Below are 24,284 nucleotides of genomic sequence, written 5' to 3'. Positions count from 1 at the left end.
CCTCAGACGATCGCGAAGCGTTTGTCGAGCATGTCGACTATGCGGGCGACGGCATAGACCATGATCATGTAGAGCAGGGCCGCGACGCCGAAGATTTCGAACGGCTTGTAGGTGGAGCCGATGAAGCGCTGCGCGGTGTAGGTCAATTCCACGACCGAGATGGTGGACACCAGGGCCGAGCCTTTCAGCAGCGCAACCGTGTTGACGCCGAGCGGGCGGATCATCAGCCTGGCGGCTTGCGGCAGCACCACCTTGCGCAAGGTCTGGAACCGGCCGAATCCGATCGTGCGGGCTGCCTCCGTCTGGCCGCGGTCGACCGCCACCACCGCGCCCCGGATTGATTCCGCCATATACGCGCCGATATTGAGGCCGAGGCCGATCACGCCGGCCGCGAACGGATCCAGATTGATGCCGATCTGCGGGCCGCCGAAATAGAGCACGAAGAGCTGGATCAGGCACGGTGTGCCGCGAAACAGGCTCACATAGAGCGTGCCGACGGCCCGCAGGATCGTCGATCTCGACATTCTTGCGGTCGCGGCAAGTGCTGCCACGGCCAGCCCCAGAACCAGGGCCAGCGCTGTCAGTTCCAGCGTCACCAAGGCGGCTTCCACGAAGAACGGGAAGACGCGCTGCATCAAGGAGAAATCCATGGAATGGCCCGGCGCAGTGGCTTTCGGCTTCAGGCGGCCTGGACCGCCGAAGCCTGGCGAAGTTAGCGGATGTCGCTGCCGACCCAGTGCATCGATATCTTCTCGTAGGTACCATCGGCCATCATGCCGTCCAGCGCCTTCTGCATGGCGGCCTTGAGCTCGGGATTGTCCTTGCGGATGGCGATGCCGATGGCGACGCTGCCGCCTTCGATACCCGGCGTGTCGAGCTTGCGTACCTTCTCGCCGGTCTCCTTGACGGCGACCATGACCGGAATGTTGTCGACGACGATGGCGTCGACGCGGCCCGCCTTCAATTCCAGCAGCAATTCCGGCAGCCCCTTATAGGTGCGGATGTCCCAGCCGCCCTGTTGGCGCGCCCATTTCTCATGCGTTTCGCCGAGCGTCACGCCAAGGGTCTTGCCCTTGAGTTCGTCGAGGCTCTGCACCTTGGAATCCTGGTTGACGAAAACCGCACGGCCGGCGTGATAGTAGGGGCCGACGAAATCGACCACCTTCTCACGCTCCGGCGTGATCGTCATCGAGCCGACCACGGTGTCGTATTTGTTGGCGAGCAGGCCGGCGATGATGCCGTCCCAGGCGGTCGTGATGATGGTGCCCTTGACACCGATACGCTCGGCGATGGCCTTGCCGATATCGGCGTCGAAGCCGACGACCTCGTTCTGGTCGTTGACGAAGTTGAAGGGGGGATACTGCCCGCTCATGGAAATCTTCAATTCGCCCGCCGCCTTGACCTTCTCGAGGTCATCGGCCCTGGCCGAGACGTTAGCGAAGGAAGACGCAAACAGCAGCGCCGCGACGGCAATGCCGGAAAATACCTTGTTCATTTGAAACCTGTCCTCTGGATGGAGCGCGAAGGCTTGTTCTTGGGAGGCGTTGGGGCGCACTCCTGACGGCAATGATTGCCTTTGCGGTAGCATTGCGCAAATAGATAATGGAAATAGGGAGCATAGATATCAGGAATGGCATTGCCGCGCCCCGAACGGCTGGTCTGGGATCTGGACTGGAACCTTTTGCGGACATTCGTCGTCATCGCGGAGGTGAAGAGCATCACGCGTGCCGCCGAGAGGCTGAACCTCAAGCAGCCAAGCGTCAGCAATGCGCTGCGGCGGCTGGAAGACCGGGTCGGCCGGCGGCTGGTCGAACGCGATGCGACGCGCTTCGAGCTCACCGAGGTTGGACGGCTTCTCTACGAGCAGAGCATCGAGGTGTTCGGCACCATATCGCAGCTGCCGCTCTTGATGCGCGGCATCAGCGACGATGTCACCGGCCACGTCATGATCGCGACCGCCAGCCATGTGGTCTCGCCGCTGTTCGATCGGGCGCTGTCGGAATTCCACCGCAACTATCCGCGCGCCAGCATCACCATTTCGGTCGCGGCAAGCACCGAAGTGGCCAAGCAGGTGAGGGAGCGCCGTGCTTCGTTTGGCGTCTGCCTGGTCAGCCAGCGCGATCCGGCGCTGCAATACGACATGGTCTATCGCGAGTTCTTCGGCTTCTTTTGCGGGCCGCGGCACAGGCTCTATGGGCAAACCGGACTGACACTCGCCGATCTCCGCGACGAGCCGTCAGTATCGTTCCAGACCGACCATATTTCGGATGCGCTGCGGCCGGTCGCACTGTTGCGTAGCGAAGCACGGCTGAACGCCGATGTCGTGGGCGTTTCGTCGAGCCTGGAGGAGGTGCGGCGCATGATCGTCGCCGGGCTCGGCATCGGCCCGCTGCCGCTGCATGTGGCGCGGCGCGATGTGGCCGACGGCGCGCTGTGGCGGCTGCCGCCCTATGATGCGCCGCCGGCCATCGATATCTTCCTGCTGGTCAATCCGGACAAGGCGATGAACCGCGCCGAGAAGGCGTTGCTGTCAGGGCTGCAGGCGCTGATTGCCGAGACGCCGCTCGAGGACCGTATCTACAAAGGCTGATACGCAATATCGACTGCGCGGCGGCAGACAAACACGGTTGCCTCCGCCCTATTCGTCGCCACGCCCTTGGCCCTCGTCAACAAAGCGACTATCTCAGGACAAGGCGGCGTTCCGCTCGGGGGGTCGACATGCTCAGAGTGCAGAAGGTCAAGGTCGACGACATCTACGTGCCGACGGCGCGTAAGAAGACGCTGCATCCCGAGACGGTCCGTCATCTCGCCGAGGACATTCTGGAAAATGGCATGAAGATGCCGATCCAGGTCCGTCACGACGGCAAGCGTCATATCCTGGTAGAAGGCCTGCATCGGCTGGAAGCGGCCAAGTGGCTCGGCGAGACCGAGATCGATGCCTATCTGGTGCAAGCCAAGCGCCACTGACGCGTCCTCGATTTCGCCGTTGATCCCCATCCACGGGAAAGCCCCGGAATTTCTCCTTGATGATGTCGGTTTGCATTTCGCTGGTTCGTCCTTGGGACGGAAGCCGGGTCAGACCAATATTCTCGATCGGTTTTCGCCCAGGTTGGGGCCGATGCACCAGCCAGCTCAAGAACGCACCGACACACGGACAGACTGGAGGAGATCGATATGTCCAAAGCCCTGCTTTTCGCCATTCTTGCTTCGGCCGCGGCGCTTCTCGCCTGTCCGGGCATCGCCAACGCAAACGAGGTAAAATCTGCCATGACGACCGAAGCGAAGACACCGCCGAAGCCTGAAAAATCCGGCCTGCTGCCGATCAACGGCCTGAATTACTATTATGCCGTCCACGGCAAAGGCGAGCCGCTGCTTCTGCTGCATGGCGGTCTCGGCACAGCGGACATGTTCGCCCCCATTCTGCCGAAGCTTGCCGAACATCGCACTGTCATCACCGTCGACCTGCAAGGCCATGGCCGCACCGCGCTTGGCGACCGGCCGTTCACGCTGGAGGCGATGGGCGACGACATGGCTGATATCGTCAAACGGCTTGGTTACGGCGAGGTCGACGTCATGGGTTATTCTCTGGGCGGCGGTGTCGCCTTCCGGATGGCCGTCCAGCACCCCGAAGCGGTGCGCCGGCTTGTGCTGGTCTCGACCGGCTATGCCGCCGACGGTTTCTATGACGAGATGCGTCCCCAGCAGGCGCAGGTGAGCGCGGCAGCGGCCGATTTCATGAAGGACACGCCGATGTACAAATCCTACGTCGCCGTGGCGCCGCATCCCGAGGAGTTCCCGAAGCTGCTCGACACGCTCGGCAACTTCATGCGCCAGAACTACGACTACTCGGCCGATGTTCCCAAGCTGAAGATGCCGGTCATGCTGGCCTACGGCGACAGCGACATGTACAAGCCCGAGCACGAGATCAAGTTCTACCAGATGCTCGGCGGCGGTTTGAAGGACGCCGGCTGGATGCGTGAAAACCTGTCGCGGAACCGCCTGGCGATCCTGCCCAACCGGACCCACTACGACGTCTTCTTCGCTCCAGAGCTGACGGCCGCCGCGCTGCCGTTCCTCAACGGTGAGACCAAGGTGAAGAGCTGGGATGAGGTGGTCGGCGAAACCGAATAGCTTGCCCGGCACTGGCTGCCGGCGGTCTCCTTCGAGGCGGCCGGCAGTTTTTGTCGCCGCAGCCATCGCAGCCGTCGATGGGATCGCATCAATGCTATTGAATTGACCCGATGTCGGGCGTCGATAGTCTCGCATCAAATCTTCTCAGGAACGGACGCGGCAATGGCTAACTATCAGGGCGGATGCCTGTGCGGGGCGGTGCGTTATCGCGCCGACGTCGAGCCCGTCAAGGAACGCATCTGCCATTGTCGGCTTTGTCAAAAGGCGATCGGCGCCGCCTTCAATGCGCGTGTGCTGTTTCGCATCGACGATGTGACGGTCGAAGGGCCGTTGGCGACCGCGAACAGCTCGCCGGATATTAAACGCGGGTTTTGCCCAAGCTGCGGTACGACGATGTTTTCGCGGCGCGATGCCGCCGGCATTATAGGCGTCACCACCGGGTCACTCGACGATCCATCCGTCTTCAAACCGCAGATGCACATCTGGACCGCCTCCAAGCAGCCCTGGGTGGCGCTCGATGACGGCTTGCCGCAGCACGAAGGCGCGCCGCCTGCCTGAGGTCTCCGGCCTCCCTTCCCGCCTTATGAAAGAAGGTGGATCGGCGCTTGAGCGCCGAAACCGATGAGCTGTGCCGGATGAAGCGGGCCAACAGAAGGGTGAAATTACGTGACCGTGACAAAAATTAATCGAAACAGTCACGAAATAACCGAAACAGTCACGCGAAAGCCGGCAAAGCGTCATTGGCGAGCCATCATTGTCTCCCTATTTAACCGGTGCGGGCCGGCATTCGAGGAGACGACGGATGAACGACAGCATCAGTACCCTGGACGAGCTTTTGAGCGATCCGATGGTCCTGCTTGTGATGGAGCGCGATCGTGTGCGCCCGGAACAGGTGCGCATGCTGCTCGAACGGGCGCGTCGGCCTTCCGTCGAGGAGCCGGTTGTGCCGCCGGCGCACGTGATCGCCAGGGCGTGCCAGAAACTCTGGCTGTGCCCCTGATCGCATCGTGATTTCCTCCAGTTTTTGCAGGCCGACCCGCCGGGCCGGTCTGGCCACTGCCTGGTGCTGCCAACGCGCCGAGGCGGCGCGGTGTTGATATTCGAACGCGCCTTCCGCACTCGCTGACGCCCATTCCCGGGTGCCAGTTCACAAATCCGTAAATTGATTTTCCGTCCCATGGCGGTATGGCTTGCCCAGGGGCCGATCGCCCCAGTCGTTCCCCGCGCAACTCCGATCTCTCTGACATGGAATTCGACATGGCCGACAGCTGCATGCAAGGCATGGACATGGGCTTTGTCGGCCTGGGCTACGCCAAGGTCGCATTTCTCGGCTTGGTGCAAGGCATCACCGAACTGCTGCCAATTTCCTCGACCGCCCACATGCGCGTCGTCCCGGCGATGCTGGGCTGGCAGGATCCCGGCTCCGCTTTCTCCGCCGCCATGCAGCTTGCGGCCCTCGCCGCGGTGATCAGCTACTTCTGGAACGATGTCAGGGACATCCTGTCCGGTTCGGTCAGTGCCTTGAAACGGCGCGATTTGGCCGACCGACATTTCCGGCTGGCGCTCTGGATCGTGCTGGCGACGATCCCGATCGTCATCGCCGGCGTGGCTCTGTCTGGCCTTCTCAACGCCTGCAATTCGCCGCTGCGCGGCCTCGGGGTCATCGGCTGGGCCTGCATCGTCATGGCACTCCTGCTGGCGCTGGCCGAACTCCGTGCCCGCCATGCGCGCACCATGGGCCAGGCCTCCATGGCCGATGCGCTGCTCGTCGGCATCGCCCAAATCGGCGCATTGATCCCGGGCGTCTCGCGGTCCGGTTCGACCTTGACGGCAGCACTGGGGCTCGGCTTTAAGCGGGAAGAAGCGGCGCGCTTTTCATTCCTGCTGGGGCTGCCGGCCATCGCACTCGCCGGTCTCAAGGAGCTCTGGGAACTGCACAAGGCCCATCTCGATGCCCATGGCTGGTCGATCCTCGCGGTCGGCCTGGTCGTCGCCTCGCTATCCGCCTTCTTCGCCATATGGGGCCTGATGCGCGTGCTGGAACGCTTCTCAGCCTGGCCTTTCGTCATTTATCGCGGCGTGCTCGGCATCGCCTTGCTGCTGGGCCTGGCGATGGGATGGCTTGCCTGAAGCAATGCCGGAAAGCGCGCAGCGGTTTTCCGCGGCGTCAAACAAGGGACTAAAAGGCAACTCCAGGAATGTGCGAGCCGGTGTTGCTTCGGCGCAACCCCGGTCGGGCATGCGTCGATCGCCAAAGATGTGATCGGCCGCCTTCATTGACTCCAGGCAAAATCCATCTTTAACGTTCTGTTAACAAAAATAGATGGGTGGGGCCGTATGGCATCCTCGGTGGGTTGGCGCCGCAAGGCGAGGGGTTTGGGGTTTGCGTTGGCGCTGACGGCTTTTTGTTCGGCCGCGGGTTTGGCGAATGCGGGACCGCTTTCCATGACTATCGGCGGGCAAACCTCCCAGCCGATCGGGCACTATGATTTTTGCAAGGTCCATTCTGCCGAATGCTCCATCCGCTCGCCCGCCAACGCTCCGGAGAGCATGACCGGCCAGCTGTTGCGGGAAATTTCCGCCGTAAATCTCTCGGTCAACACCCGCGTCAAGCCGATGAGCGACATGGACAACTACGGCAAGGATGAGTGGTGGGCCTACCCCGATAACGGGTTTGGCGACTGCGAAGACTACGCGCTTGAAAAGCAGCGCGAGCTCCAGGCCGCCGGCATTGCAATCGCCAATCTGCTGATGACGGTGGTGCGCAAGCCGGACGGCGAAGGCCACGCCGTGCTTACGGTGCGCACCGACAAGGGCGATTTCGTCCTCGACAATCTCAGCGACAAGGTTCGCCTCTGGAACCAGACAGGCTATCGCTACCTGAAGAGACAGGCGAGCGACAACAGCGGTCGCTGGGTTTCCATCCTTGGCGGCGACGAGCGGCTCGTCAGCTCTGTTCAATGATGTCGCCGATGTCTTGCGTCGGCAGCCGCACTTCGACCTTGGCCGTTTGATCCATTCCCGCTTGGGACCGTTCTTGCGTCGTGCCGGCGAATGCTGGCGGCGGCTCGTTGGAACCGGCAATCCGGTGCGCGCATGGATCTTTTGACTGTCCTCCAATCCGCGCCATTACTGCTCGCGCTGATCAAGACCGCGCTGCCGTCGGCGGCGGCGATCGGCATGGGAGTCGGCCAATGGTTCGCCTCGTTGCCGCCGTGCCGCGATTTCGTCTTCGAGGTCACCAGCTACCTGGTCTGCGAGGTCGATCCCAGGCAATATCGGATCGAATTGTTCTGGAAGGATCCGGCCGGCAAGCCCTATCAATCGCTGCACAATCTCGACGATGCCCAGCGGCGGGCCGGGCGCACGATGCTGTTCGCCATCAATGCCGGAATGTACCATCCAAACCTCGCGCCGGTCGGCCTGTATGTCGAGCGCGGGCAGGAACTGGCCTCGGCGAAGGTCGGGTCGGGAAGCGGCAATTTTTCGCTCCAGCCCAATGCTATTTTCTACATCAGCGACGGCAAGGCCGCGGTCCGCGCGACAAGGGATTTCTTAGAGAAGCGTCCGCCCACCGATTATGCCACGCAGTCCGGGCCGATGCTGGTGATCAACGGCAAGTTGCACCAGAAATTCCGGGCCGACAGCACCTCGCGCAAGACGCGCGACGGTGTCGGGGTGCGAAAGGACGGCGTCGTCGTCTTCGCCATTTCGAATGGCACGGTGACATTCCATGCATTCGCACGCCTGTTTCGCGACGGGCTCGGCTGCGACAATGCGCTGTTCCTCGACGGGTCGATATCGAGCCTGCTCGCGCCGGCCATCGGCCGCAATGACGACTACTGGAACCTGGGGCCGATGATCGGCGTCTTCAGGCGATAGGATCGGCAGGCCTAGATTGCGCTTGTCACCGCGCACGGCCGACACTCGGAACCGTGCCCAACATGCTTAAAAACTTGATTCAATCTTTATTGGTAATTTCTCGTTCATAACTAGACCTGGTTTGTCCGTCGGCCGTTGCCTTCGGTCTGTTGTGTTTGAGTACAGGTCCAGATGCGGTTACCAGGCGCCGTCAGTTTCGTGATCGCAACGCTGTGCCTTGCCGGCTGCTCGTCGACATCCGGCATGGACGCGCTGGACATCCAGAAGCCGTCGAACGAGATCACCAACTCGGTGGTGCGACCAAGCGCGCCGATCGCATCCGCCCCAGTGACCAAGGCCGAACGGAGAATGGCAGCCGAACGCAGGATGGCGGAAGCCATGCCGGTGGACGAGAATGTCCGACCTTACGGCCTGGCGGAGGAAGAGACGGTGGCGTTTCCGGCGCCCGACCTGCCGGACAGCGTCGAGCCGCCGGTCGTCGAGCCGGCGGCGCTTGTATCGCCGCCGAAGCTCTTGTCACGGGCGGCACCGCCGATGCTGGCCGGGCCTGTCACGCGCTACGGCTTTCGCGATGCCAAGCCGATCAATTTCGGCCGCTCTTCGCCGCGACACCTTGCCGTGCATGGCGTCGACGTGTCGCGCTGGCAAGGCAACGTCAACTGGGAGAAGCTGCGCGCCCAGGGCGCCAATTTCGCCTATATTAAAGCGACCGACGGCGGCGACCATCTCGATCCGATGTTCACCAGGAATTGGCGCAACGCCGACGCCGCAGGGCTGAAGCGCGGCGCCTATCACTTCTTCTACTGGTGCCGCACCGCCGGCGAGCAGGCCGACTGGTTCATCCGCAACGTGCCCAGGGTCGAGGGCGCCTTGCCGCCGGTGATCGATGTCGAATGGAATGGCGAATCCAGCTGCAAGCGGCGGCCGTCGCGCGAAAAGGTGCTGGAGAAGATGCAGGTGTTCATGGACAAGCTTGAACGCCATTACGGCCAGCGGCCCATCATCTACACCGCGCCCGATTTCTACCGCGACAATCTTCGCGGCGAATTCCTCGATTATTCGTTCTGGCTGCGCGCCGTGGCGCAGCACCCCTCAAAGGTCTATCCCGGCCGCAAATGGCTGTTCTGGCAATATTCCGGCTCCGGCCTATCGCATGGCGTCACCGGCCGCATCGACCTCAACGTCTTCCACGGCGACGAGCGCCAATGGCGCGCCTGGGCCGGCGGCCGGCAGATGGTGGCCGACGCGGATTGAAACAAGCCATCAGGCTTGGCGTGCTTCGCTCTCCCAGGTCTCCGCCGGTTTGGCCAGCAAATGGGAGACGATGATGAGCATCCGCGGAGGCTTCGGCCGTTTCAGCGAATAAGCAAGACATTGCCGTCGTCATGATGTCTATGTGCGGGCTCCTGAACTCCGGGGGAGATGAGTTGGAACTCAAATTTCTGTTGGTCGGCTTTGCCTGCGCGGTCGCCGGCGGGCTGTCGATCGTCACTTTCCTGAAATGGCGAGAGGTCAAAGCGGTCAGCCGCTGGTTGCCGGCGCCGGGAAAGATCATCTCCTCGCGCGTCGAAGCGCGCGAGGTCCGAAGCTCCGGCTCCGGGTCTGACAGCAGCGATTCCACCGAGATCCGCAATTTTCCGGCGATCACCTTCGAGTACAAGGTGGATAAGAAGACATTTCAGAGTTCGCACTACAGCGTGCAGGAAAATCTGGGGAATTTCGAAGTCGCCGAAACCCTTGCGCGATTTCCCCGCGGCGCAGCCGTGACCGTCTTCTATAACCCTGTCGATCCGGCCAAGGCCGTGATCGAGCGCACCATGCCGGAGGGCGCCTTCAAATTCATGGTGCAGCTTTCCGCCGGGCTGGTGGTCGGCGCCCTGGTGTTGGTGTTTTCCGTCGGCGGTGTCCTGGAGGCGATCGGCCCGTATTTGCCCAAGCCGCAGTATGTCGGTGCGGCGGCTCTGTTGCTGTTCATGGGCCTGTTTGTCCTGCGCATGGGCTTCGTCCAGAAATCGATGGCCGAGCAGGCGGCAAAATGGCCGGTCGCCGTCGGCCGCATCGACGCGTCGGGCCTGCAGGCGATCAAAACCCGCGAGCGGACCGGGAGCTATCGGCCCTGGCGTACTGTTTTCAAATCCCGCATCGTCTACAGCTATGGCGTCGCCGGCCAGCGATACAGTGCCGATCGCGTCGCTTTCGGCGCCAGCGTGACGGCTTCGTTGCCAGGCCTCGTCGGGGCTCAGGCGCGGTGCTATGTCGAGGGCACCAAGGTGGACGTGCACTATGACCCCGCCAACCCTGCTTCGGCGGTGCTCGAATGCAGGGTGCTCGGATTGTGGGTGCTGTGGGTCTGTTCGGTTGGCTTTCTCGGCAGCGCTGCTTTTCTGGTCGGGCTGGTCTGACGCGAACGCCTCAGCAATGCACAAGAAGTCCGCTGTCGAAGCCAGGCCAGGTGAACCGCATCGTGGCGCCATGCCTCTCGATATGGATGACACGAGTGAAGGGCTCCTCCAGTGACGGGTACGATCCGTAGCACCGGCTAGCATGTACCACCCAGCCGGTCGGCGACTTGCGAAATGACGCGTGCTCGCAGCCGAACTCGGGCAGCGACAGGGCCGCTCGGTCTACGGAGTAGACGGTCTGGCGTTGGATGTCGGCGGCCGCGTGGCAGTTCAGTCGGTCGCTGGACCAAGTCCCGACATAGGGCGACGCCGCCAGCGCAGCACCAGTCGCGAATGCGGACATTGCCATCGTAATCACCAAACGTCGCATCACCACCCCTCGATCAGTGCGCTCGACCATACAGGCTGTTGGGTTGCGAGAGATAAGTTTTCGTCCAAGGAGCCGACAATGCAGCCGTTCCGGATTTCGCTTATGCTTTTGCGTGGATGATGCGACTGTGCGGGACGGTATGCGGCCAGCATTTGGCTTTCACAACGCTTTCCCAGGGACATTTGATGATCACCCGTAAACTGGCCTTCGTCTTCGCGGGTCTGCTCAGTTCGATGCAGGTGGCGAACGCCGGGGAATGCTTGCTGAGCCATGCCACCTATCGGGAGCAGCGCTCCGGTGCGGTCATGCAATTCCGGCCGCTCGCCAATGAGCCGGCGGCACTGACGGCGCAGGTGTTTTCGCTGGCCGTGCCCAAGACCGATATCCGCCTCCCGGCCGATATCACCTGGACCAACGGCAGGAATTCGTTGCCGCTCGGCACCATCCGCCATCCCTGCACCGACGATGACCGCGAAGCGGGGCTGCAGGACGGCAGCGGCCTGTGCAGGATATGGGAGGGCCAAGTCTATGCCTTGACCGGAGGCGGCGCCGAGCAGTTGAACTCGCGCGAAGCGACGCCGGCGCCGAAAGGGCTGCTGCTGCCGGATTTCGGCGTGGCTTTCACCGATTGGGTCGACTTCGCCAACGCCAACCCCGGTGGCTCGGCGTGGGATGTCTTCACTTTGACAGGATGCAGCGATGAATAGCGCCATGATATCGATCGTCTGGGGCAGCGCCCTGTTTGCGTCCGTGGCAATATCGGCCGTGGCACGAGCGGATGAACCGGCGCCGTCGCGCCCGCCCATCGACAAATGCGCCTGGGAAAGGCTGACCGACAAAACCGTCGGGCTCGCCGCCTGGGTGCAGCGCTGCGATTTCGGTTTCCGCCAGATCCACTTTGAGTTCGCAGGCGAGGCGCTCGCCGTCAAATACAGCGATGGCGGCGCGGCCGATCCTCTGGTTGAGGTATTCGACATCAAGCCCGGCGAAACTGCCGAAGCCGCGTTGCAGCGGCTGTTCCTGGAAAAGACCGACAACGCCGTCGGCGCACGCTGCGTGCTCGCCCCCTACACGGAAGGAACCGTGCCCGCCGGTGTCAAACGCTATACATTCAGCCCCGACGCCGCCTACGCGAAAGAGCTGAAGGCACTTGCCGACCCCAACGAGGTCCCCGAACCGCCCTGCGGCGACTGGGGCGAGATGCCCGATGGCATCCAGTATTTCGAGATACCGGCGGGTGCGGCGCAAAAGCTGCTGTTTGTCCGGATTGGCCAGGACGAGCCGCTGTTTGATGAGCAGACGCTGCGAGTGTTGCCGGCGGAATAGGTGCTGAGGTCAGAGGCTGATCTGGATTGGAAGGATCGCAGCGGCGCCTTCTATGCCTCTACATATTCTGCCAGGCTGACACTTTCGGGCACATCCAACCCATCGGCACGCAAGCCCTCGATATGAAAGCGTATTGCGTCGCGAATCTCGGTTTCCACCTCAGGCACCGTCGCGCCGGTCGCGATACAGCCGGGCAGGTCCGGCACATAAGCAGAAAAATTATCTCCTGCTTTTTCAATCACCACAGCGTAACGCATGTCGTCACTCCTTTAACCCGGACTGCTTGAGGATGCTGTTCAATGTCCCTGGTGCAACCTCTTCAGACGACTTGCCGGCCACGGTGACGCGGCCGGCTTTTATCTTGTGCTTATATTGGCGATGGCTGCCCTTGGTTGCAACCAGATACCAGCCATCGGTCTCCAGCAAGCGAATGACTTCGCGGACTGTAAGCCGAGGCGGCATCAGCTCTCAGCTGCACCCGCTCGTGCTTCCACACGTATCGCACTTCTCGCAGGTGCCGTTCCGCACCATGGTGAAGTTGTGGCATTCCGAGCATTCGTTGCCGGTGTAGCCCTGCATCAGCGATTGCTGGCGCCGGGTGGCGGCGAGCGCCTTGGCTTCCGCGGCTTCGTGCGCGGCGGCGTTGGAGAACAGCCCCTCGGCACCCGAAGCCTCGGCTTCCTCCTCGGCGATGTCCTCGACCAGTTCCCTGGCGCGTTCCTCATAGTCGCGCTTGTAGGCGATGGCCTCGTCGCTCGCCGGCTTCAGCGCCAGCACGTTGGAGCCAGAGAAGGCCGTCGGCGCCACGCGGGCAGGGGCCGTGGCCGGGCCAGACCCGCCAAATCCCTTAGGCTCGGCGCCCGACACCAGCTTGACCGGCGAGGCACCGCGATAAAGGCCCTTGGAGAACGGCGTGGCCTTGCCTTCGGTGATGCCGCGGCCAAGTGCCGTCTTGTCAAAATCCGACTGGTCGACATGGGCGAGGTCGTGGCGGTTGAGATAAGAGACCGCAAGTTCGCGGAACACGTAGTCGAGGATCGACGTCGCGTTCTTGATCGCGTCATTGCCCTGCACCATGCCGGCCGGCTCGAACTTGGTGAAGGTGAAGGCTTCGACAAATTCCTCCAGCGGCACGCCATATTGCAGGCCGAGCGAGATGGCGATGGCAAAATTGTTCATCATCGCCCGGAAGGCAGCGCCTTCCTTGTGCATGTCGATGAAGATCTCGCCGAGACGCCCGTCGTCGAACTCGCCGGTGCGCAGGTAGACCTTGTGGCCGCCGACGACCGCCTTCTGCGTATACCCCTTGCGGCGGTTCGGCAGTTTTTCGCGGTCGCGGTAGAGACGCTCCACGACGCGCTCGACGATCTTTTCGGTGACCTGCACCGCACGCTGCGCGGCAGGCGCGGCGACCAACTGTTCGATCGCCTCGTCCTCGTCCTCCTCGCCATCGGCGAGCAGCGAGGCATTGAGCGGCTGCGAGAGCTTCGAGCCGTCGCGGTAGAGCGCGTTGGCCTTCAGCGCCAGCTTCCACGACAGCATGTAGGCGTTCTTGGCGTCCTCCACCGTGGCGTCATTCGGCATGTTGATGGTCTTGGAAATGGCGCCGGAAATGAAAGGCTGTGCCGCCGCCATCATCTGGATGTGGCTGTTGATCGACAGCGAGCGCTTGCCGATCTTGCCGCAGGGGCTGGCGCAGTCGAACACGGGAAGGTGTTCGGCTTTGAGGAAGGGCGCTCCCTCGAGCGTCATCGCACCGCAGACATGGATGTTGGCGGCTTCGATGTCCTTCCTGGAGAAGCCCAGCGCCGGCAGCATCTCGAACGAGAAGTCGTTGAGCTGCTCGTCGGTGAAGCCAAAGGTCTCCTTCACCCAGTCGGCGCCCAGCGTCCACTGGTTGAAGACGAACTTGATGTCGAAGGCCGACTTCAGCGCGGCATTCAGCGCCGCGATCTTGTCGTCGGTGAAGCCCTTGGCCTTGAGCGAGCCGGGGTTGATGCCGGGCGCCTGGTTGAGATTGCCATGGCCGACGGCGTAAGCCTCGATCTCGGCGATCTGGCTTTCCGAATAGCCCAGCGTGCGCAGCGCTTCCGGCACGGCGCGGTTGATGATCTTGAAATAGCCGCCGCCGGCGAGCTTCTTGAACTTCACCAGCGCGAAGTCGGGTTCGATGCCTGTTGTGTCGCAATCCATGACCAGCCCGATCGTGCCGGTCGGCGCGATGACGGTCGCCTGCGCGTTGCGATAGCCGTGCTCCTCGCCGAGTTCGATGGCGCGGTCCCAAGCAGCCTTGGCGTGCGTCGCCAACTCCTGCTGCTTGAGGTCGGAAGCGACCAGCGGCACCGGGTTGACGGCCAGCTTCTCGTAGCCGTCCTTGTCGCCATAGGCGGCGCGGCGATGATTGCGCATGACGCGCAGCATGTTCTGCGCATTGCGGTCGTAATCGGGGAAGGCGCCGAGCTCGGACGCCATCTCCGCCGAGGTGGCGTAGGCGGTGCCGGTCATGACGGCGGTGAGCGCGGCGCAGATGGCGCGGCCCTCATCGGAATCGTAGGGAATGCCCGAGGTCATCAACAGGCCGCCAATATTGGCATAGCCGAGGCCCAGCGTGCGGTAGTCGTAGGAGAGCTTGGCGATCTCCTTCGACGGGAACTGCGCCATCATGACCGAGATTTCCAGCACGATGGTCCATAGCCGCACCGTATGCTCATAGGCAGCGATGTCGATCGTGCCGTCGGCATTGCGGTAGGGGAGCAGATTGATCGAGGCGAGATTGCAGGCCGTGTCGTCGAGGAACATGTATTCCGAGCACGGGTTGGATGCCCGGATCGCACCGGCGGATGCGCAGGTGTGCCAGTCGTTCATCGTCGTGTTGAAGTGCAGGCCCGGATCGGCGGATGCCCAAGCGGCGTAGCCGATCTTTTCCCAGAGATCCCTGGCCTTCAGCGTCTTCAGCACCTTGCCGTCCTTGCGGGCGGTGAGATGCCAGTCGGCATCATCCTCGACGGCGCGCAGGAAATTGTCCTTCAGCGACACCGAATTGTTGGAGTTCTGGCCCGACACGGTGAGGTAGGCGTCGGAATCCCAGTCGGTGTCGTAGGTCTTGAACGACATCGAGATGTAGCCCTGCTTGGCGAACTGGATGACGCGGTAGATATAGTTCTCCGGCACCGCGTCCTTTTTGGCCGCCTTGATCTCGCGCTTCAGTGCGGTGTTGACGGCGGGGTCGAAGCAGTCGTCGTCATGGCCTTCGCAGTTGACGCAGGCCTTCATGATCGCTTCGAGATGCTTCTTGACGATCTTGGAGCCGGTCACCAGCGAGGCGACCTTCTGCTCTTCATTGACCTTCCAGTCGATGAATTCCTCGATGTCGGGGTGATCGGCGTCGACGATGACCATCTTGGCGGCGCGGCGCGTCGTGCCGCCCGACTTGATGGCGCCCGCGGCGCGGTCGCCGATCTTGAGGAAGCTCATCAGGCCGGACGAACGGCCGCCGCCGGACAGCTTTTCGCCCTCGCCGCGCAGCAGCGAGAAATTGGAGCCGGTGCCCGAGCCGTATTTGAACAGGCGCGCCTCGCGCACCCACAGATCCATGATGCCGCCCTCATTGACGAGGTCGTCCTGCACGCCCTGGATGAAGCAGGCATGCGGCTGCGGGTGCTCGTAGGAGGATTTCGACTTCGTCAGCTTGCCGGTGAACGGGTCGACATAGAAGTGGCCCTGGCTCGGGCCGTCTATGCCATAGGCCCAGTGCAGGCCGGTGTTGAACCATTGCGGCGAGTTCGGCGCCACGCGCTGGGTGGCCAGCATATAGGCAAGCTCGTCGCGGAAGGCGCGCGCGTCTTCCTCCGACTTGAAATAGCCGCCCTTCCAGCCCCAATAGGTCCAGGTGCCGGCCAACCGGTCGAAGACCTGGCGGGCGTCGATCTCGGACCCGTAGCGCTCGGCTTCCGGCAACTTGGCAAGTTCGGCCTCGTCGGCGACTGAGCGCCACAGGAAGGAGGGAACATCGTTCTCCTCGACCTTCTTCAGCCGCGCGGGGACGCCGGCCTTGCGGAAATATTTCTGCGCCAGGATGTCGGCGGCGACCTGGGAGAATTGCGCCGGCACGTCGATATTGTCCAAGCGGAACACCACCGAGCCATCCGGATTCTTGATCTCGGAGAGCGCCTTGCGGAATTCGATCTCCGCGTAAGCCGATTGTCCCTGTCTGGTGAAACGACGCTCGATGCGCATTGGTCCGGTCCCTTTTGTCTATATATAGCGCTTTCGTCAGGAGATTTCTGCTCCCAATGCGAAACGCGCATGTCCGCCGTCTGCCGGCGTTCGAAAACGGCCGGCTCTCCATTTTCGCGGTCTTCGTCCGCCTTGCTGGTCAAACTTCTTGCGAAGCGCCTGTCCAACTCACCGACGAACCCGCGGGTCCCTCAAAACTGATTTTTTCCGATTCCCTCACTCGAGGGAAATTCACATTATCTAGCGTCGAACCTGCCTGCAAACACTAAATATAGTGTTAACAGACAATTTATTCCAGTCCGACAATTCTCCCTTTTATCGCCCACGCCCCACAATCCCAACGCTTCCGCCAGCCTCGTAAACAGGCGGAAATGTGGGGAAAAACGCACATAATCCGGGAAAAAGACCGGGCTCAGAACTTTCCGGTCGCGCTCTCAACAGGAGCGCATGGCCTATAAAAGGCGACTCGTTTTGCGCCGTCAAGGATTCGTTTGCGTAGCTTTTGTGACCTCAACATCTTGTGTGTCACACATGTGGATAACGGGGATAGAATGGAGCTGCCGCGGTAGCCCCCGGCCGAGGGGACAAAGACGCGCTTGTCAGGCTTCGCGACGGCTCCGGGGCGTGATCCAGGCACAGACCATCTGGCGCATCCGACGTCGCGGATCAGCCGTAATGCGTCCTGGGCTTCGGCTCGGTTCCGGTGAAGTGCACCCCGATCCGGCCGTTGCGGCGCCAGCGGACCTCGCATCGATAGCCGATGCCGTCGACGGGCACATAGAGAAGGAAATGATCCGGAATCGTTGCTTCGGGCGGAACCTTGAGTTCGGCGCCACCTTCATTTTGATTGCGCAGCGTGCAGCCAACTTCCGAATTCGAGATGCCCGTGATGATCGTGCCGCCCTTGAGCACGCGCTGGCGATGCTCGCGCTTGTGCTCGTCGGATCTCTCTGGATTGGGATTTGCGGGATTTGTCATCGGTAAAACGCCAGGATCGGATCAGATCCTATTACGTCTTCATTAGAAAAGCATTCACGCCGCAGGCGCCCCCGTCCGAGCTGCTTGGTGGCGCGGCCGGTCCCGGTTCAGGCAAACCGACGCGGGTCGGCGCAGAAATAGGCGATGATCTGGCAAAGATCCGGTTCGTTGACCATGCGCACCGCTTCGCTCGAACTGACCCATTTGCGGGTGCGGGAGCGTTTTTCCTTCCAATGGTCGGCGACCTTGTCGACATGCAGCGGGAACACCAATACCTCGCATGGCACTTCCTCGCCGGAGGCCAGGGCCTTGGCGTAGAAGTAGCGGCCGGCCTCGAGATGCGAGATCGTCCCGCGCAGTCCGGCTTCCTCGACAGCCTCGCGCGCCGCGGCTTCGCAAAGCGGCTCCCTGGCTTCAGGCCAGCCCTTCGGAAGCACCCAGCGGCCGGTATCGCGGCTGGTAATCAGCATGATCTCGACGCTGTTTCCGGTTTCGCGCCAGGGCAGGGCGGCTACCTGCAGACGGCACGGCGCGGTGCCGAAGAGTCGCCGGACCCTTTCGGCCAGATGGTTGTGCGTCGTTGGCCTCGTCAGCATCGGAGAAGCTAGCCCCAGCCTCCAGAATCGTTTGCCGTCTCACGAATCTTACGGCCAATTGTCGGCAATAAAAGTAAAAACTTTCATCAGGATGGCCGATTTTCGCCAATAGACGCCGATTTCCGCGCGCCAGCCAGCCTCGCGAGACCCTTTGCCTAGTGGATGAGACTTCCCTGCGGCTCGATTTGCAGCAGGTTGCTTGCCGCGAATCAGCCGGCGTGATCGTCGGCGATCGGCTTCTGGTAGGTGAAGCCCATGTCCCAGGGAAAATAGATCCAGGTATCCTGACTGACCTCGGTGACGAAAGTATCGACCAGCGGCCGCCCCTTCGGTTTGGCGTAGACGGTGGCGAAATGCGCCTTCGGCATCATGGCGCGCACGATGCCAGCCGTCTTGCCGGTGTCGGTCAGGTCGTCGATAATCAGCACGCCCGCGCCGTCGTCGGCAAGCAGGGCCGGCGTGACCTCCTTCAGCACCTGCAGCTGACCCTGGCTGCTGTAGTCATGATAGGAGGCGACGCAGACCGTCTCGATAACGCGTATGCCAAGCTCCCGCGAGATGATCGCCGCCGGCACGAGGCCGCCGCGCGTGATGCAGACGATCGCTTTCCATTGCGCCTTGTTGGTGCCGGCAAGCCGCCAGGCGAGCGCGCGCGCATCGCGGTGGAACTGGTCCCAGGAGACGGGAAAGGCTTTTTCGGGAAGGGACATCTTTCGCGCACTCCGCAGCACGCGCGGTCGCGCGCAGAAAACAGGGGAATGCGCGCGGAAGTAACTGGAAAACCTCGCGCTTGGCAAGAGCGGCCGCAAACGACACTGTGAACTTACCGCGACAGGAAAGCCGCCACCGGCGCGGTGCGCAGCACGGAGCGCGTCACTCCGCCGAACAGGAGCTGGCGCAGCCACGAGTGGCTGTAGGCGCCAAGCACCAGCAAATCGGCGCCGGTCTCCGCGATCCTGGTCTGGATCACCTCGTCGACCGAGGTGCCGCCCGATCTCTGCACCGAGACACTCACGCTGGCGCCATGACGCGACAAGGCGGAAGCGATTTCCGCTCCGGCGGCCTCGGGGCGTTCATCGAGCGTGTCCGGCGGATCGATGACCAGAATGTCGGTTTTGTCGGCCTCGATGATGAAGGGCAGCGCATCGAAGGCGGCGCGTGCGGCCTCCTTGCTGCCGTTCCAGGCAAGCAGCACACGCTTGAAGGTGGTGATCAGTGGACCCAGGTGCGGCACTACCAGCACCGGCCGTCCGGCGTCGTAGACCAGTGTGTCGACGTCGGCGCTCGCATCGCCGCCCGTCTCGCGCTGCGCGGCGATGATCAGGTCGGCGGCACGCACGCTTGAAATGCCGGTCAGGGCGCTGTCGCCGGAAAAACTCTCCAGGCTGTGCCATTCGAAGGACAGGCCGGAATTCTCGATATGCCTGAGAAACGCGGCCCGCAGCTTTTCGGCCCGTTCGCGGTTCATGTCGGCCGAAACCTGCAGGAACTCGGTGTCGGGAAAGCCGGTGGCCGACGTGTAGGGCACCGGAAGCGCTTCGGCGTGGATGCCGATCAGATGGCTCTGGAAGCGGCCGGCAAGCGGAATGGCGAAGTCGAGCACGCGCTCCGCGTCCTGCTCGTTCTGCAGAATGGCGACGATGGTCTTGAAGCGCATGGTGATCCCCTCATTTTGCGAGCGATCCGCCCGCGGCAAGGAAACGTCGCCGCGTTGTGCTTGGTTCCGGCCTGGACCGGATCAGCTCGCGCTGCTGGCAAAGCCGGCCACCATCGCCTCGACATCGGCGCGCGCAGCGTCCAGGGCCTGCTGGCTGCGGGCACGGACCACCAGTTCGGTCCAGAACTTGCCGTCGCCGTATTTCGGATAGGAGCCGATGATCGTGTCCGGATGCGCTTTCTGGATCTCGCCCAGCGGCCCGCCGACGAGACCTTCGCCGAACGGGCAATGCACCGCTGCCGACAGCATTTTCGTGCCGGCTTTCAGCGTCGGCACGACATTGTCGAGCATGGCCTGGAAGATCGAGGGCACGCCCGCCATCACGTGGACATTTCCGATGCGGAATCCGGGCGCGACCGACACCGGATTGTCGATATGGTCGGCGCCGCGCGGCATTCGGGCCATGCGCTTGCGGGCCTCGGTGTATTCGATGCCGCGAGCGGCATAGCTTGCTTCCAGCAGGGCATAGGCCTTGGCATCGTATTCGCACGGCACGCCGAAGGCCTTGGCAATCGAATCGGCTGTGATGTCGTCATGGGTCGGGCCGATGCCGCCGGTTGTGAACACATAGGTATAGCGAGCCCGCACCGCATTTACCGCGGCGACAATCTCGTCTTCCTCATCGGGAACGATGCGCACCTCCTTCAGGTCGATGCCGATGGCCGTCATGATGTCAGCCAGATGGCCGATATTCCTGTCCTTGGTGCGGCCGGACAGGATCTCATCGCCGATGACGAGCATGGCGGCGGTAACGATTTCGGGCATCGATGGCTCCGGCAAAAACGGGTCGCCTGAAATAGCGCGGCACGCGGCCAGCGGCAATGCCATCCGACCGGTGAACAAACTGTGCCCGCATACGCGGTATTCCCCGAATATTGGCGCCCTAAGTACCCTGGCGTGGCTGGGGCGGGCGAGGATCATCACGTCAAGGAGACGCAAATGGCCAAAGTACTTGTTCTCTACTATTCGAGCTGGGGTCACATGGAGCAGATGGCCAAGGCCGCAGCCGAAGGCGCTCGCGAAGCCGGTGCCGAGGTGACCATCAAGCGCGTCGCCGAACTCGTGCCCGAAGCGGTCGCCAAGGCCGCCCACTACAAGCTCGACCAGGAAGCGGCGATCGCCAGCCCGCTGGAACTGAGCGACTATGACGCGATCATCGTCGGCGCCTCGACGCGTTACGGAATGATGTGCGCGCAACTGAAGAACTTCTTCGACCAGACCGGCCCGCTATGGGTCAAGGGCGCGCTGATCAACAAGATCGGCTCGGTGATGTCTTCGACCGCGACCCAGCACGGCGGCGCGGAACTGGCGCTGATCAGCACCCAGGCCATGCTTCAGCACCACGGCATGATCATCGTTCCCCTGTCCTATGCCTATCAGGCTCAGATGGGCAACGATGTCGTGCGTGGGGGAGCGCCCTACGGCATGACCACCACAAGCGACAGCGACGGTTCGCGCCAGCCTTCGGCGCAGGAACTCGAAGGCGCGAAGTTCCAGGGCGGGCGCGTCGCCGAAATCGCCGCGAAGCTGCACGGCTGATCGTTGTGCCGCCGGTGCCTGCCGGCGTTGCTCCTGCTGGCGATGCTTGTGGTCCACGCCGTGGATCGTCGCTTCACCGACGCTTCACAACGAATTCAAGGAACCATTCGGCTGATGACTGGTTTGCCCCGTGTCGCACCCAAGGCGACGAAGACAAAACGGAGTGATCCAATGTACAAAAAACTTTTCGCGGCATTCGTTCTGACGGCCGGTCTTGCCACATCGGCGATGGCGCAGTCGACTGACGGCAGGTATTACAACCATGACAGTTGGTGGAACAATTGGTCGCTGTTCGGCAATGAGGATTCATCAGCCATCGACCAGAGCACCACCGGGAGCATCAACGTATACGGCTCCGGGTTGAGCACCCAAGGCAATACCGGTGGGATGGGCCCATGTGCTCACAACACTCCAGGTCCGGACGCCAATGCTCAAGGCAACGTCAATGACCAGTACTGCGGCAAATAATCAGCCGTAAGCTCCCTGCTGACCGTAGGACGTTTTCTCTCCCGACGTCCGCGGTCGGCGCTCCGGGGCGGCCGGCCTTTGGGGCGATCGGGCTTTGGGCTGAAAGATCAGTCGGAAACCTCGGTCTGCGGCCGGTCGCGTCCATCAGCCAGTTCCTCATGCCATTTGCCGTCGGCATCCTCGTACTGGATGCCGTCCGTCGACCCCGCGACCTGCTGCTCGGCTGAAGCGATCTCGGCGGCCCGCAACGCGTCCTGATGCGTGGGAAACGTCTCCGAGAAGGTCGCTCCGACCTTGTAGGCCCAGCCGCCGTCATGCTCGACTATCTTGTAAGTCAGCTTCGCCATCAAAAACCTCCGGTTTAAAGGTCCGTCCGCTCAATGCAGGCGGTCGTCGGACAGCTTGTCGTCTGGCACCAGCACTTCCGATTCCCTGGCGGCTTCGATAAGGGCCCGGCGCGCATCCGCTGTCGAACGATAACCTTCCAGCACTTTGAGGCAAGTGTCGAGAGCATCACGATGACGGGGGCCGCGATTGAGCGGCCAAACCGTCATCAGGCACTCCGCCGCCTCTTGGGTACTGCGGATGTGGCGATATTTGCCGACATGGCCGAGTTCGACCACGACCGGTGTTTCAAAAGGCTTGTTGTCCATCATGGCCGCAACGCAAAGCAGTCAATTTGGTTGCAACCGTGTCCTCAGCCTGCGCCCAAACGTCCCAGACCTCCTTGGAAGCTCCATTGCGCGGTCGTTCGACGACGCGTTCCGCCCTTCTCGGAAGGGTCGCTCAGCCCGCCGCCTTCATCCAGTGCTGCATCGTCGTCACCGAGCGCGCGAGCTGCGGCGCGGGATGGATCGTCTCGCTGAACGTGGCGGCCGCTCGCCACCCCCAGCGCGGGTCGGCGAGGAAGGCGCGCGCCAGCGCAACCATGTCGGCGCGGCCTTCGGCGATGATCGCCTCTGCCTGCTTGGGATCGTCGATCAGACCGACCGCGCGGGTAGGGATGCCGGCGCCCCTGCGCACGGCTTCCGCCAGATGCACCTGATAGCCGGGGCCGGAGGGCAGTTTCTGCAAGGGCGAATTGCCGCCGCTCGAGCAACAGAGATAAGCGACGCCTTCGGCCTTCAGCGCTTTCGCCACTTCGATCGCATCCTCGACGTCGAAACCGCCATCGACCCAATCCTTGACCGACAGCCGGGCGCCCAGCATCAGGTTTGGCGCTGCCTTTTTTACCGCCTTGGCGATCTCGACGACAAGACGCATGCGGTTTTCCAGCGAGCCGCCCCAGCGGTCCGTGCGTTGGTTGGAGAGCGGCGACAGGAACTGGAAGATCAGATAGCCGTGCGCCGCGTGCAGCTCGATGAAGTCGAAGCCCGCGCGTTCGGCCCGCCTCGCCGCCTCGGCGAACCGCTCGATGAGCTGGAGGATCTCCTCTTCCTCCAGCGCTCGCGGCACGTTCCAGCCGGTATCGTAGGCGATTGCCGAGGCCGAGACGGTCTGCCAAGGATCCTCGTTCGGCTGCAGCGGTCCGCCCCCCTCCCAAGGCTTGCGGTTCGAGGCCTTGCGGCCGGCATGGGCAAGCTGAGTGCCGAATTTGGTGCCGGGTGCGGCCACGCGCCTTGCTGCGTCCAGGGCGCGGCGCGCAGCGGCTTCATTGTCTTCGGAATAGAGGCCGAGGCAGCCATGGCTGATGCGGCCACGCCGCTCGACATCGGTCATCTCGACCGTGACCATGCCGGCGCCGGACATTGCCAGGTTCATCCAGTGGTGGAGATGCCAGTCGCTCGCCGAGCCGTCCTCGGCCGAATACTGGCACATCGGCGCGACGGCGATGCGGTTGGGAAAGCTCAAGCCATCGAGCGTGATCGGCTGGAAAAGCGATGTGGTCATGAACGAAACTCCGGGAATAGGATGCGCTATTTAGGCGATCGATCGCCGCCATGCCACACACGAGAGAGTGAAATGCTTACTGGACCAACCGCTGCCCCGATTGCGTGAACGCCGATTCGCGGCTACGCCTCCCGGGCAACGTGGAGGCAGCCGATGGAAGATCGTATCCGCATCCGTTCTGAAGAAATCCTATCCGACGACTGGGCGATTCTGAAGAAGACCGTCCTCGACTACCGTCGCCGCGACGGACAATGGGAGACACAAATCCGCCAGACTTACGATCGCGGCGATGGCGCGGTGATCCTGCCCTATGATCCCCAGCGTTCAACCGTGCTCCTGGTGCGCCAGTTCCGCTATCCCGCCTATGTCACCGGCCACCGCGAACCGCTGGTCGAGGCCTGCGCGGGACTGCTCGACGAAAACGATCCGGAGACCTGCATCCGCAAGGAGGCGGAGGAAGAGCTCGGCTATCGGCTGAACCATGTGGAGCGGCTGTTTTCGCCCTATATGAGCCCGGGCAGCGTCACCGAGCGGCTCTGGTTCTTCACCGCCCTCTATTCGCCCGCCGACCGCATTTCGGCCGGTGGCGGCGCAGCGGACGAAGGCGAGGACATCGAGGTGCTGGAAATGCCGCTCGACGAGGCTCTGGCCGGCATTGCCGATGGCCGCATCATCGACGCCAAGACCATCATCCTGATCCAGCATCTGAAGCTCCATCCGATCGCTGTTTGACCGATACCGGTCGCCCC

Annotated in this window: 29 protein-coding genes; 15 read left to right on the top strand and 14 right to left on the bottom strand. The window is 62.5% G+C overall.

The genetic code is table 11. From position 1 onward, the window contains the following. Nucleotides 1-2: 2 nt before the first annotated feature. Nucleotides 3-650, bottom strand: a complete 648-nt coding sequence (locus FJ972_RS19275; RefSeq protein ID WP_140522075.1) for an amino acid ABC transporter permease — start codon at nucleotides 648-650, stop codon at nucleotides 3-5. A gap of 62 nt (nucleotides 651-712) precedes the next feature. After that, complete coding sequence (locus FJ972_RS19270) at nucleotides 713-1,495, bottom strand: ABC transporter substrate-binding protein (protein WP_140493765.1); 783 nt, start codon at nucleotides 1,493-1,495, stop codon at nucleotides 713-715. Nucleotides 1,496-1,630: 135 nt separating this feature from the next. Between FJ972_RS19270 and FJ972_RS19265 the strand changes: the two genes are divergently transcribed. From FJ972_RS19265 to FJ972_RS19220, 10 genes are all read left to right on the top strand, one after another. Further along, nucleotides 1,631-2,590, top strand: a complete 960-nt coding sequence (locus FJ972_RS19265) for a LysR family transcriptional regulator (RefSeq protein WP_140493763.1) — start codon at nucleotides 1,631-1,633, stop codon at nucleotides 2,588-2,590. A 128-nt stretch (nucleotides 2,591-2,718) separates the two neighbouring features. Continuing rightward, nucleotides 2,719-2,967, top strand: coding sequence for a ParB N-terminal domain-containing protein (locus tag FJ972_RS19260; protein ID WP_006206067.1), 249 nt, complete (start codon nucleotides 2,719-2,721; stop codon nucleotides 2,965-2,967). Between the two features lie 207 nt (nucleotides 2,968-3,174). After that, nucleotides 3,175-4,131: an alpha/beta fold hydrolase gene (locus tag FJ972_RS19255; protein WP_140493761.1), complete on the top strand. Its 957-nt coding sequence runs from the start codon at nucleotides 3,175-3,177 to the stop codon at nucleotides 4,129-4,131. A 162-nt stretch (nucleotides 4,132-4,293) separates the two neighbouring features. Then, nucleotides 4,294-4,689 carry a GFA family protein gene (locus FJ972_RS19250; protein ID WP_140522077.1) on the top strand — a complete coding sequence of 132 codons (396 nt, stop codon included), beginning with the start codon at nucleotides 4,294-4,296 and terminating at the stop codon, nucleotides 4,687-4,689. 244 nt (nucleotides 4,690-4,933) lie between these two features. After that, nucleotides 4,934-5,131, top strand: a complete 198-nt coding sequence (locus FJ972_RS19245) for a hypothetical protein (protein WP_140493757.1) — start codon at nucleotides 4,934-4,936, stop codon at nucleotides 5,129-5,131. Between the two features lie 257 nt (nucleotides 5,132-5,388). Beyond that, the gene (locus FJ972_RS19240) at nucleotides 5,389-6,261 is read left to right on the top strand and encodes an undecaprenyl-diphosphate phosphatase (protein WP_140517674.1); all 873 of its coding nucleotides are present in this window, start codon (nucleotides 5,389-5,391) and stop codon (nucleotides 6,259-6,261) included. Nucleotides 6,262-6,468: 207 nt separating this feature from the next. Continuing rightward, nucleotides 6,469-7,095 carry a transglutaminase-like cysteine peptidase gene (locus tag FJ972_RS19235; protein WP_140517673.1) on the top strand — a complete coding sequence of 209 codons (627 nt, stop codon included), beginning with the start codon at nucleotides 6,469-6,471 and terminating at the stop codon, nucleotides 7,093-7,095. Nucleotides 7,096-7,227: 132 nt separating this feature from the next. Continuing rightward, nucleotides 7,228-8,013: a phosphodiester glycosidase family protein gene (locus FJ972_RS19230; RefSeq protein WP_140522079.1), complete on the top strand. Its 786-nt coding sequence runs from the start codon at nucleotides 7,228-7,230 to the stop codon at nucleotides 8,011-8,013. A 171-nt stretch (nucleotides 8,014-8,184) separates the two neighbouring features. Further along, nucleotides 8,185-9,267, top strand: a complete 1,083-nt coding sequence (locus tag FJ972_RS19225; protein ID WP_140517671.1) for a GH25 family lysozyme — start codon at nucleotides 8,185-8,187, stop codon at nucleotides 9,265-9,267. A 173-nt stretch (nucleotides 9,268-9,440) separates the two neighbouring features. After that, on the top strand, nucleotides 9,441-10,415 hold the full coding sequence (locus FJ972_RS19220; RefSeq protein ID WP_226880337.1) for a DUF3592 domain-containing protein: 975 nt from the start codon (nucleotides 9,441-9,443) through the stop codon (nucleotides 10,413-10,415). Between the two features lie 10 nt (nucleotides 10,416-10,425). Here the strand turns inward: FJ972_RS19220 and FJ972_RS19215 are convergent, their stop codons facing one another. Continuing rightward, nucleotides 10,426-10,764, bottom strand: a complete 339-nt coding sequence (locus FJ972_RS19215) for a hypothetical protein (RefSeq protein ID WP_224519152.1) — start codon at nucleotides 10,762-10,764, stop codon at nucleotides 10,426-10,428. Nucleotides 10,765-10,970: 206 nt separating this feature from the next. Here FJ972_RS19215 and FJ972_RS19210 point away from each other — a divergent pair, with 206 nt between their 5' ends. Together FJ972_RS19210 and FJ972_RS19205 are read left to right on the top strand one after the other, a co-directional pair. Beyond that, nucleotides 10,971-11,492, top strand: coding sequence for a hypothetical protein (locus FJ972_RS19210; RefSeq protein ID WP_140517670.1), 522 nt, complete (start codon nucleotides 10,971-10,973; stop codon nucleotides 11,490-11,492). After that, nucleotides 11,485-12,111, top strand: coding sequence for a hypothetical protein (locus FJ972_RS19205; RefSeq protein WP_140517669.1), 627 nt, complete (start codon nucleotides 11,485-11,487; stop codon nucleotides 12,109-12,111). The genes FJ972_RS19210 and FJ972_RS19205 overlap by 8 nt, the downstream gene beginning before the upstream one ends. 50 nt (nucleotides 12,112-12,161) lie before the next feature. Here FJ972_RS19205 and FJ972_RS19200 read toward each other — a convergent pair whose 3' ends face one another. The 8 genes from FJ972_RS19200 to FJ972_RS19165 all read right to left on the bottom strand — a co-directional run bounded on the left by FJ972_RS19200 (nucleotide 12,162) and on the right by FJ972_RS19165 (nucleotide 20,403). After that, complete coding sequence (locus FJ972_RS19200) at nucleotides 12,162-12,368, bottom strand: type II toxin-antitoxin system HicB family antitoxin (protein ID WP_140517668.1); 207 nt, start codon at nucleotides 12,366-12,368, stop codon at nucleotides 12,162-12,164. A gap of 4 nt (nucleotides 12,369-12,372) precedes the next feature. Beyond that, a complete protein-coding gene (locus tag FJ972_RS19195) occupies nucleotides 12,373-12,573 on the bottom strand; it encodes a type II toxin-antitoxin system HicA family toxin (RefSeq protein ID WP_140517667.1) in 201 nt (66 codons plus the stop codon). A gap of 6 nt (nucleotides 12,574-12,579) precedes the next feature. After that, on the bottom strand, nucleotides 12,580-16,347 hold the full coding sequence (locus tag FJ972_RS19190) for a vitamin B12-dependent ribonucleotide reductase (protein WP_140522081.1): 3,768 nt from the start codon (nucleotides 16,345-16,347) through the stop codon (nucleotides 12,580-12,582). Between the two features lie 666 nt (nucleotides 16,348-17,013). Further along, nucleotides 17,014-17,325 (bottom strand): PilZ domain-containing protein, encoded by a 312-nt coding sequence (locus FJ972_RS19185; protein ID WP_140493741.1) that lies wholly within the window; start codon nucleotides 17,323-17,325, stop codon nucleotides 17,014-17,016. Between the two features lie 107 nt (nucleotides 17,326-17,432). Further along, entirely contained in the window at nucleotides 17,433-17,921 is a 489-nt protein-coding gene (locus tag FJ972_RS19180; RefSeq protein ID WP_140493739.1) for an NUDIX hydrolase, read from the bottom strand. Nucleotides 17,922-18,130: 209 nt separating this feature from the next. Continuing rightward, nucleotides 18,131-18,631, bottom strand: coding sequence for a xanthine phosphoribosyltransferase (gene gpt, locus FJ972_RS19175; protein WP_140493737.1), 501 nt, complete (start codon nucleotides 18,629-18,631; stop codon nucleotides 18,131-18,133). A 113-nt stretch (nucleotides 18,632-18,744) separates the two neighbouring features. Next, nucleotides 18,745-19,578: a universal stress protein gene (locus tag FJ972_RS19170; RefSeq protein ID WP_140493736.1), complete on the bottom strand. Its 834-nt coding sequence runs from the start codon at nucleotides 19,576-19,578 to the stop codon at nucleotides 18,745-18,747. A gap of 81 nt (nucleotides 19,579-19,659) precedes the next feature. Then, nucleotides 19,660-20,403 (bottom strand): competence/damage-inducible protein A, encoded by a 744-nt coding sequence (locus tag FJ972_RS19165; protein ID WP_140522083.1) that lies wholly within the window; start codon nucleotides 20,401-20,403, stop codon nucleotides 19,660-19,662. A gap of 174 nt (nucleotides 20,404-20,577) precedes the next feature. On the opposite strand from FJ972_RS19165, the gene wrbA reads away from it, so the two are divergent. Together wrbA and FJ972_RS19155 are read left to right on the top strand one after the other, a co-directional pair. Beyond that, on the top strand, nucleotides 20,578-21,177 hold the full coding sequence (gene wrbA / locus FJ972_RS19160) for an NAD(P)H:quinone oxidoreductase type IV (protein ID WP_140517663.1): 600 nt from the start codon (nucleotides 20,578-20,580) through the stop codon (nucleotides 21,175-21,177). A gap of 171 nt (nucleotides 21,178-21,348) precedes the next feature. Next, on the top strand, nucleotides 21,349-21,645 hold the full coding sequence (locus FJ972_RS19155; protein ID WP_140522085.1) for a hypothetical protein: 297 nt from the start codon (nucleotides 21,349-21,351) through the stop codon (nucleotides 21,643-21,645). A 107-nt stretch (nucleotides 21,646-21,752) separates the two neighbouring features. Here the strand turns inward: FJ972_RS19155 and FJ972_RS19150 are convergent, their stop codons facing one another. From FJ972_RS19150 to FJ972_RS19140, 3 genes are all read right to left on the bottom strand, one after another. Continuing rightward, nucleotides 21,753-21,992 carry a DUF2188 domain-containing protein gene (locus FJ972_RS19150; protein WP_140493732.1) on the bottom strand — a complete coding sequence of 80 codons (240 nt, stop codon included), beginning with the start codon at nucleotides 21,990-21,992 and terminating at the stop codon, nucleotides 21,753-21,755. A 30-nt stretch (nucleotides 21,993-22,022) separates the two neighbouring features. Continuing rightward, complete coding sequence (locus tag FJ972_RS19145; RefSeq protein ID WP_032920128.1) at nucleotides 22,023-22,301, bottom strand: DUF982 domain-containing protein; 279 nt, start codon at nucleotides 22,299-22,301, stop codon at nucleotides 22,023-22,025. Between the two features lie 130 nt (nucleotides 22,302-22,431). Next, complete coding sequence (locus FJ972_RS19140; RefSeq protein ID WP_140522087.1) at nucleotides 22,432-23,535, bottom strand: NADH:flavin oxidoreductase/NADH oxidase; 1,104 nt, start codon at nucleotides 23,533-23,535, stop codon at nucleotides 22,432-22,434. 153 nt (nucleotides 23,536-23,688) lie between these two features. Here FJ972_RS19140 and FJ972_RS19135 point away from each other — a divergent pair, with 153 nt between their 5' ends. Continuing rightward, nucleotides 23,689-24,267: an NUDIX domain-containing protein gene (locus FJ972_RS19135; RefSeq protein WP_140522089.1), complete on the top strand. Its 579-nt coding sequence runs from the start codon at nucleotides 23,689-23,691 to the stop codon at nucleotides 24,265-24,267. Nucleotides 24,268-24,284: the final 17 nt, after the last annotated feature.

The sequence above is a fragment of the Mesorhizobium sp. B2-1-1 genome, assembly GCF_006442975.2.
Classification (GTDB): domain Bacteria; phylum Pseudomonadota; class Alphaproteobacteria; order Rhizobiales; family Rhizobiaceae; genus Mesorhizobium.
The sequence above is the reverse complement of the archived record's forward strand: the minus strand, read 5'-3'. Positions and strand labels throughout refer to the sequence as shown.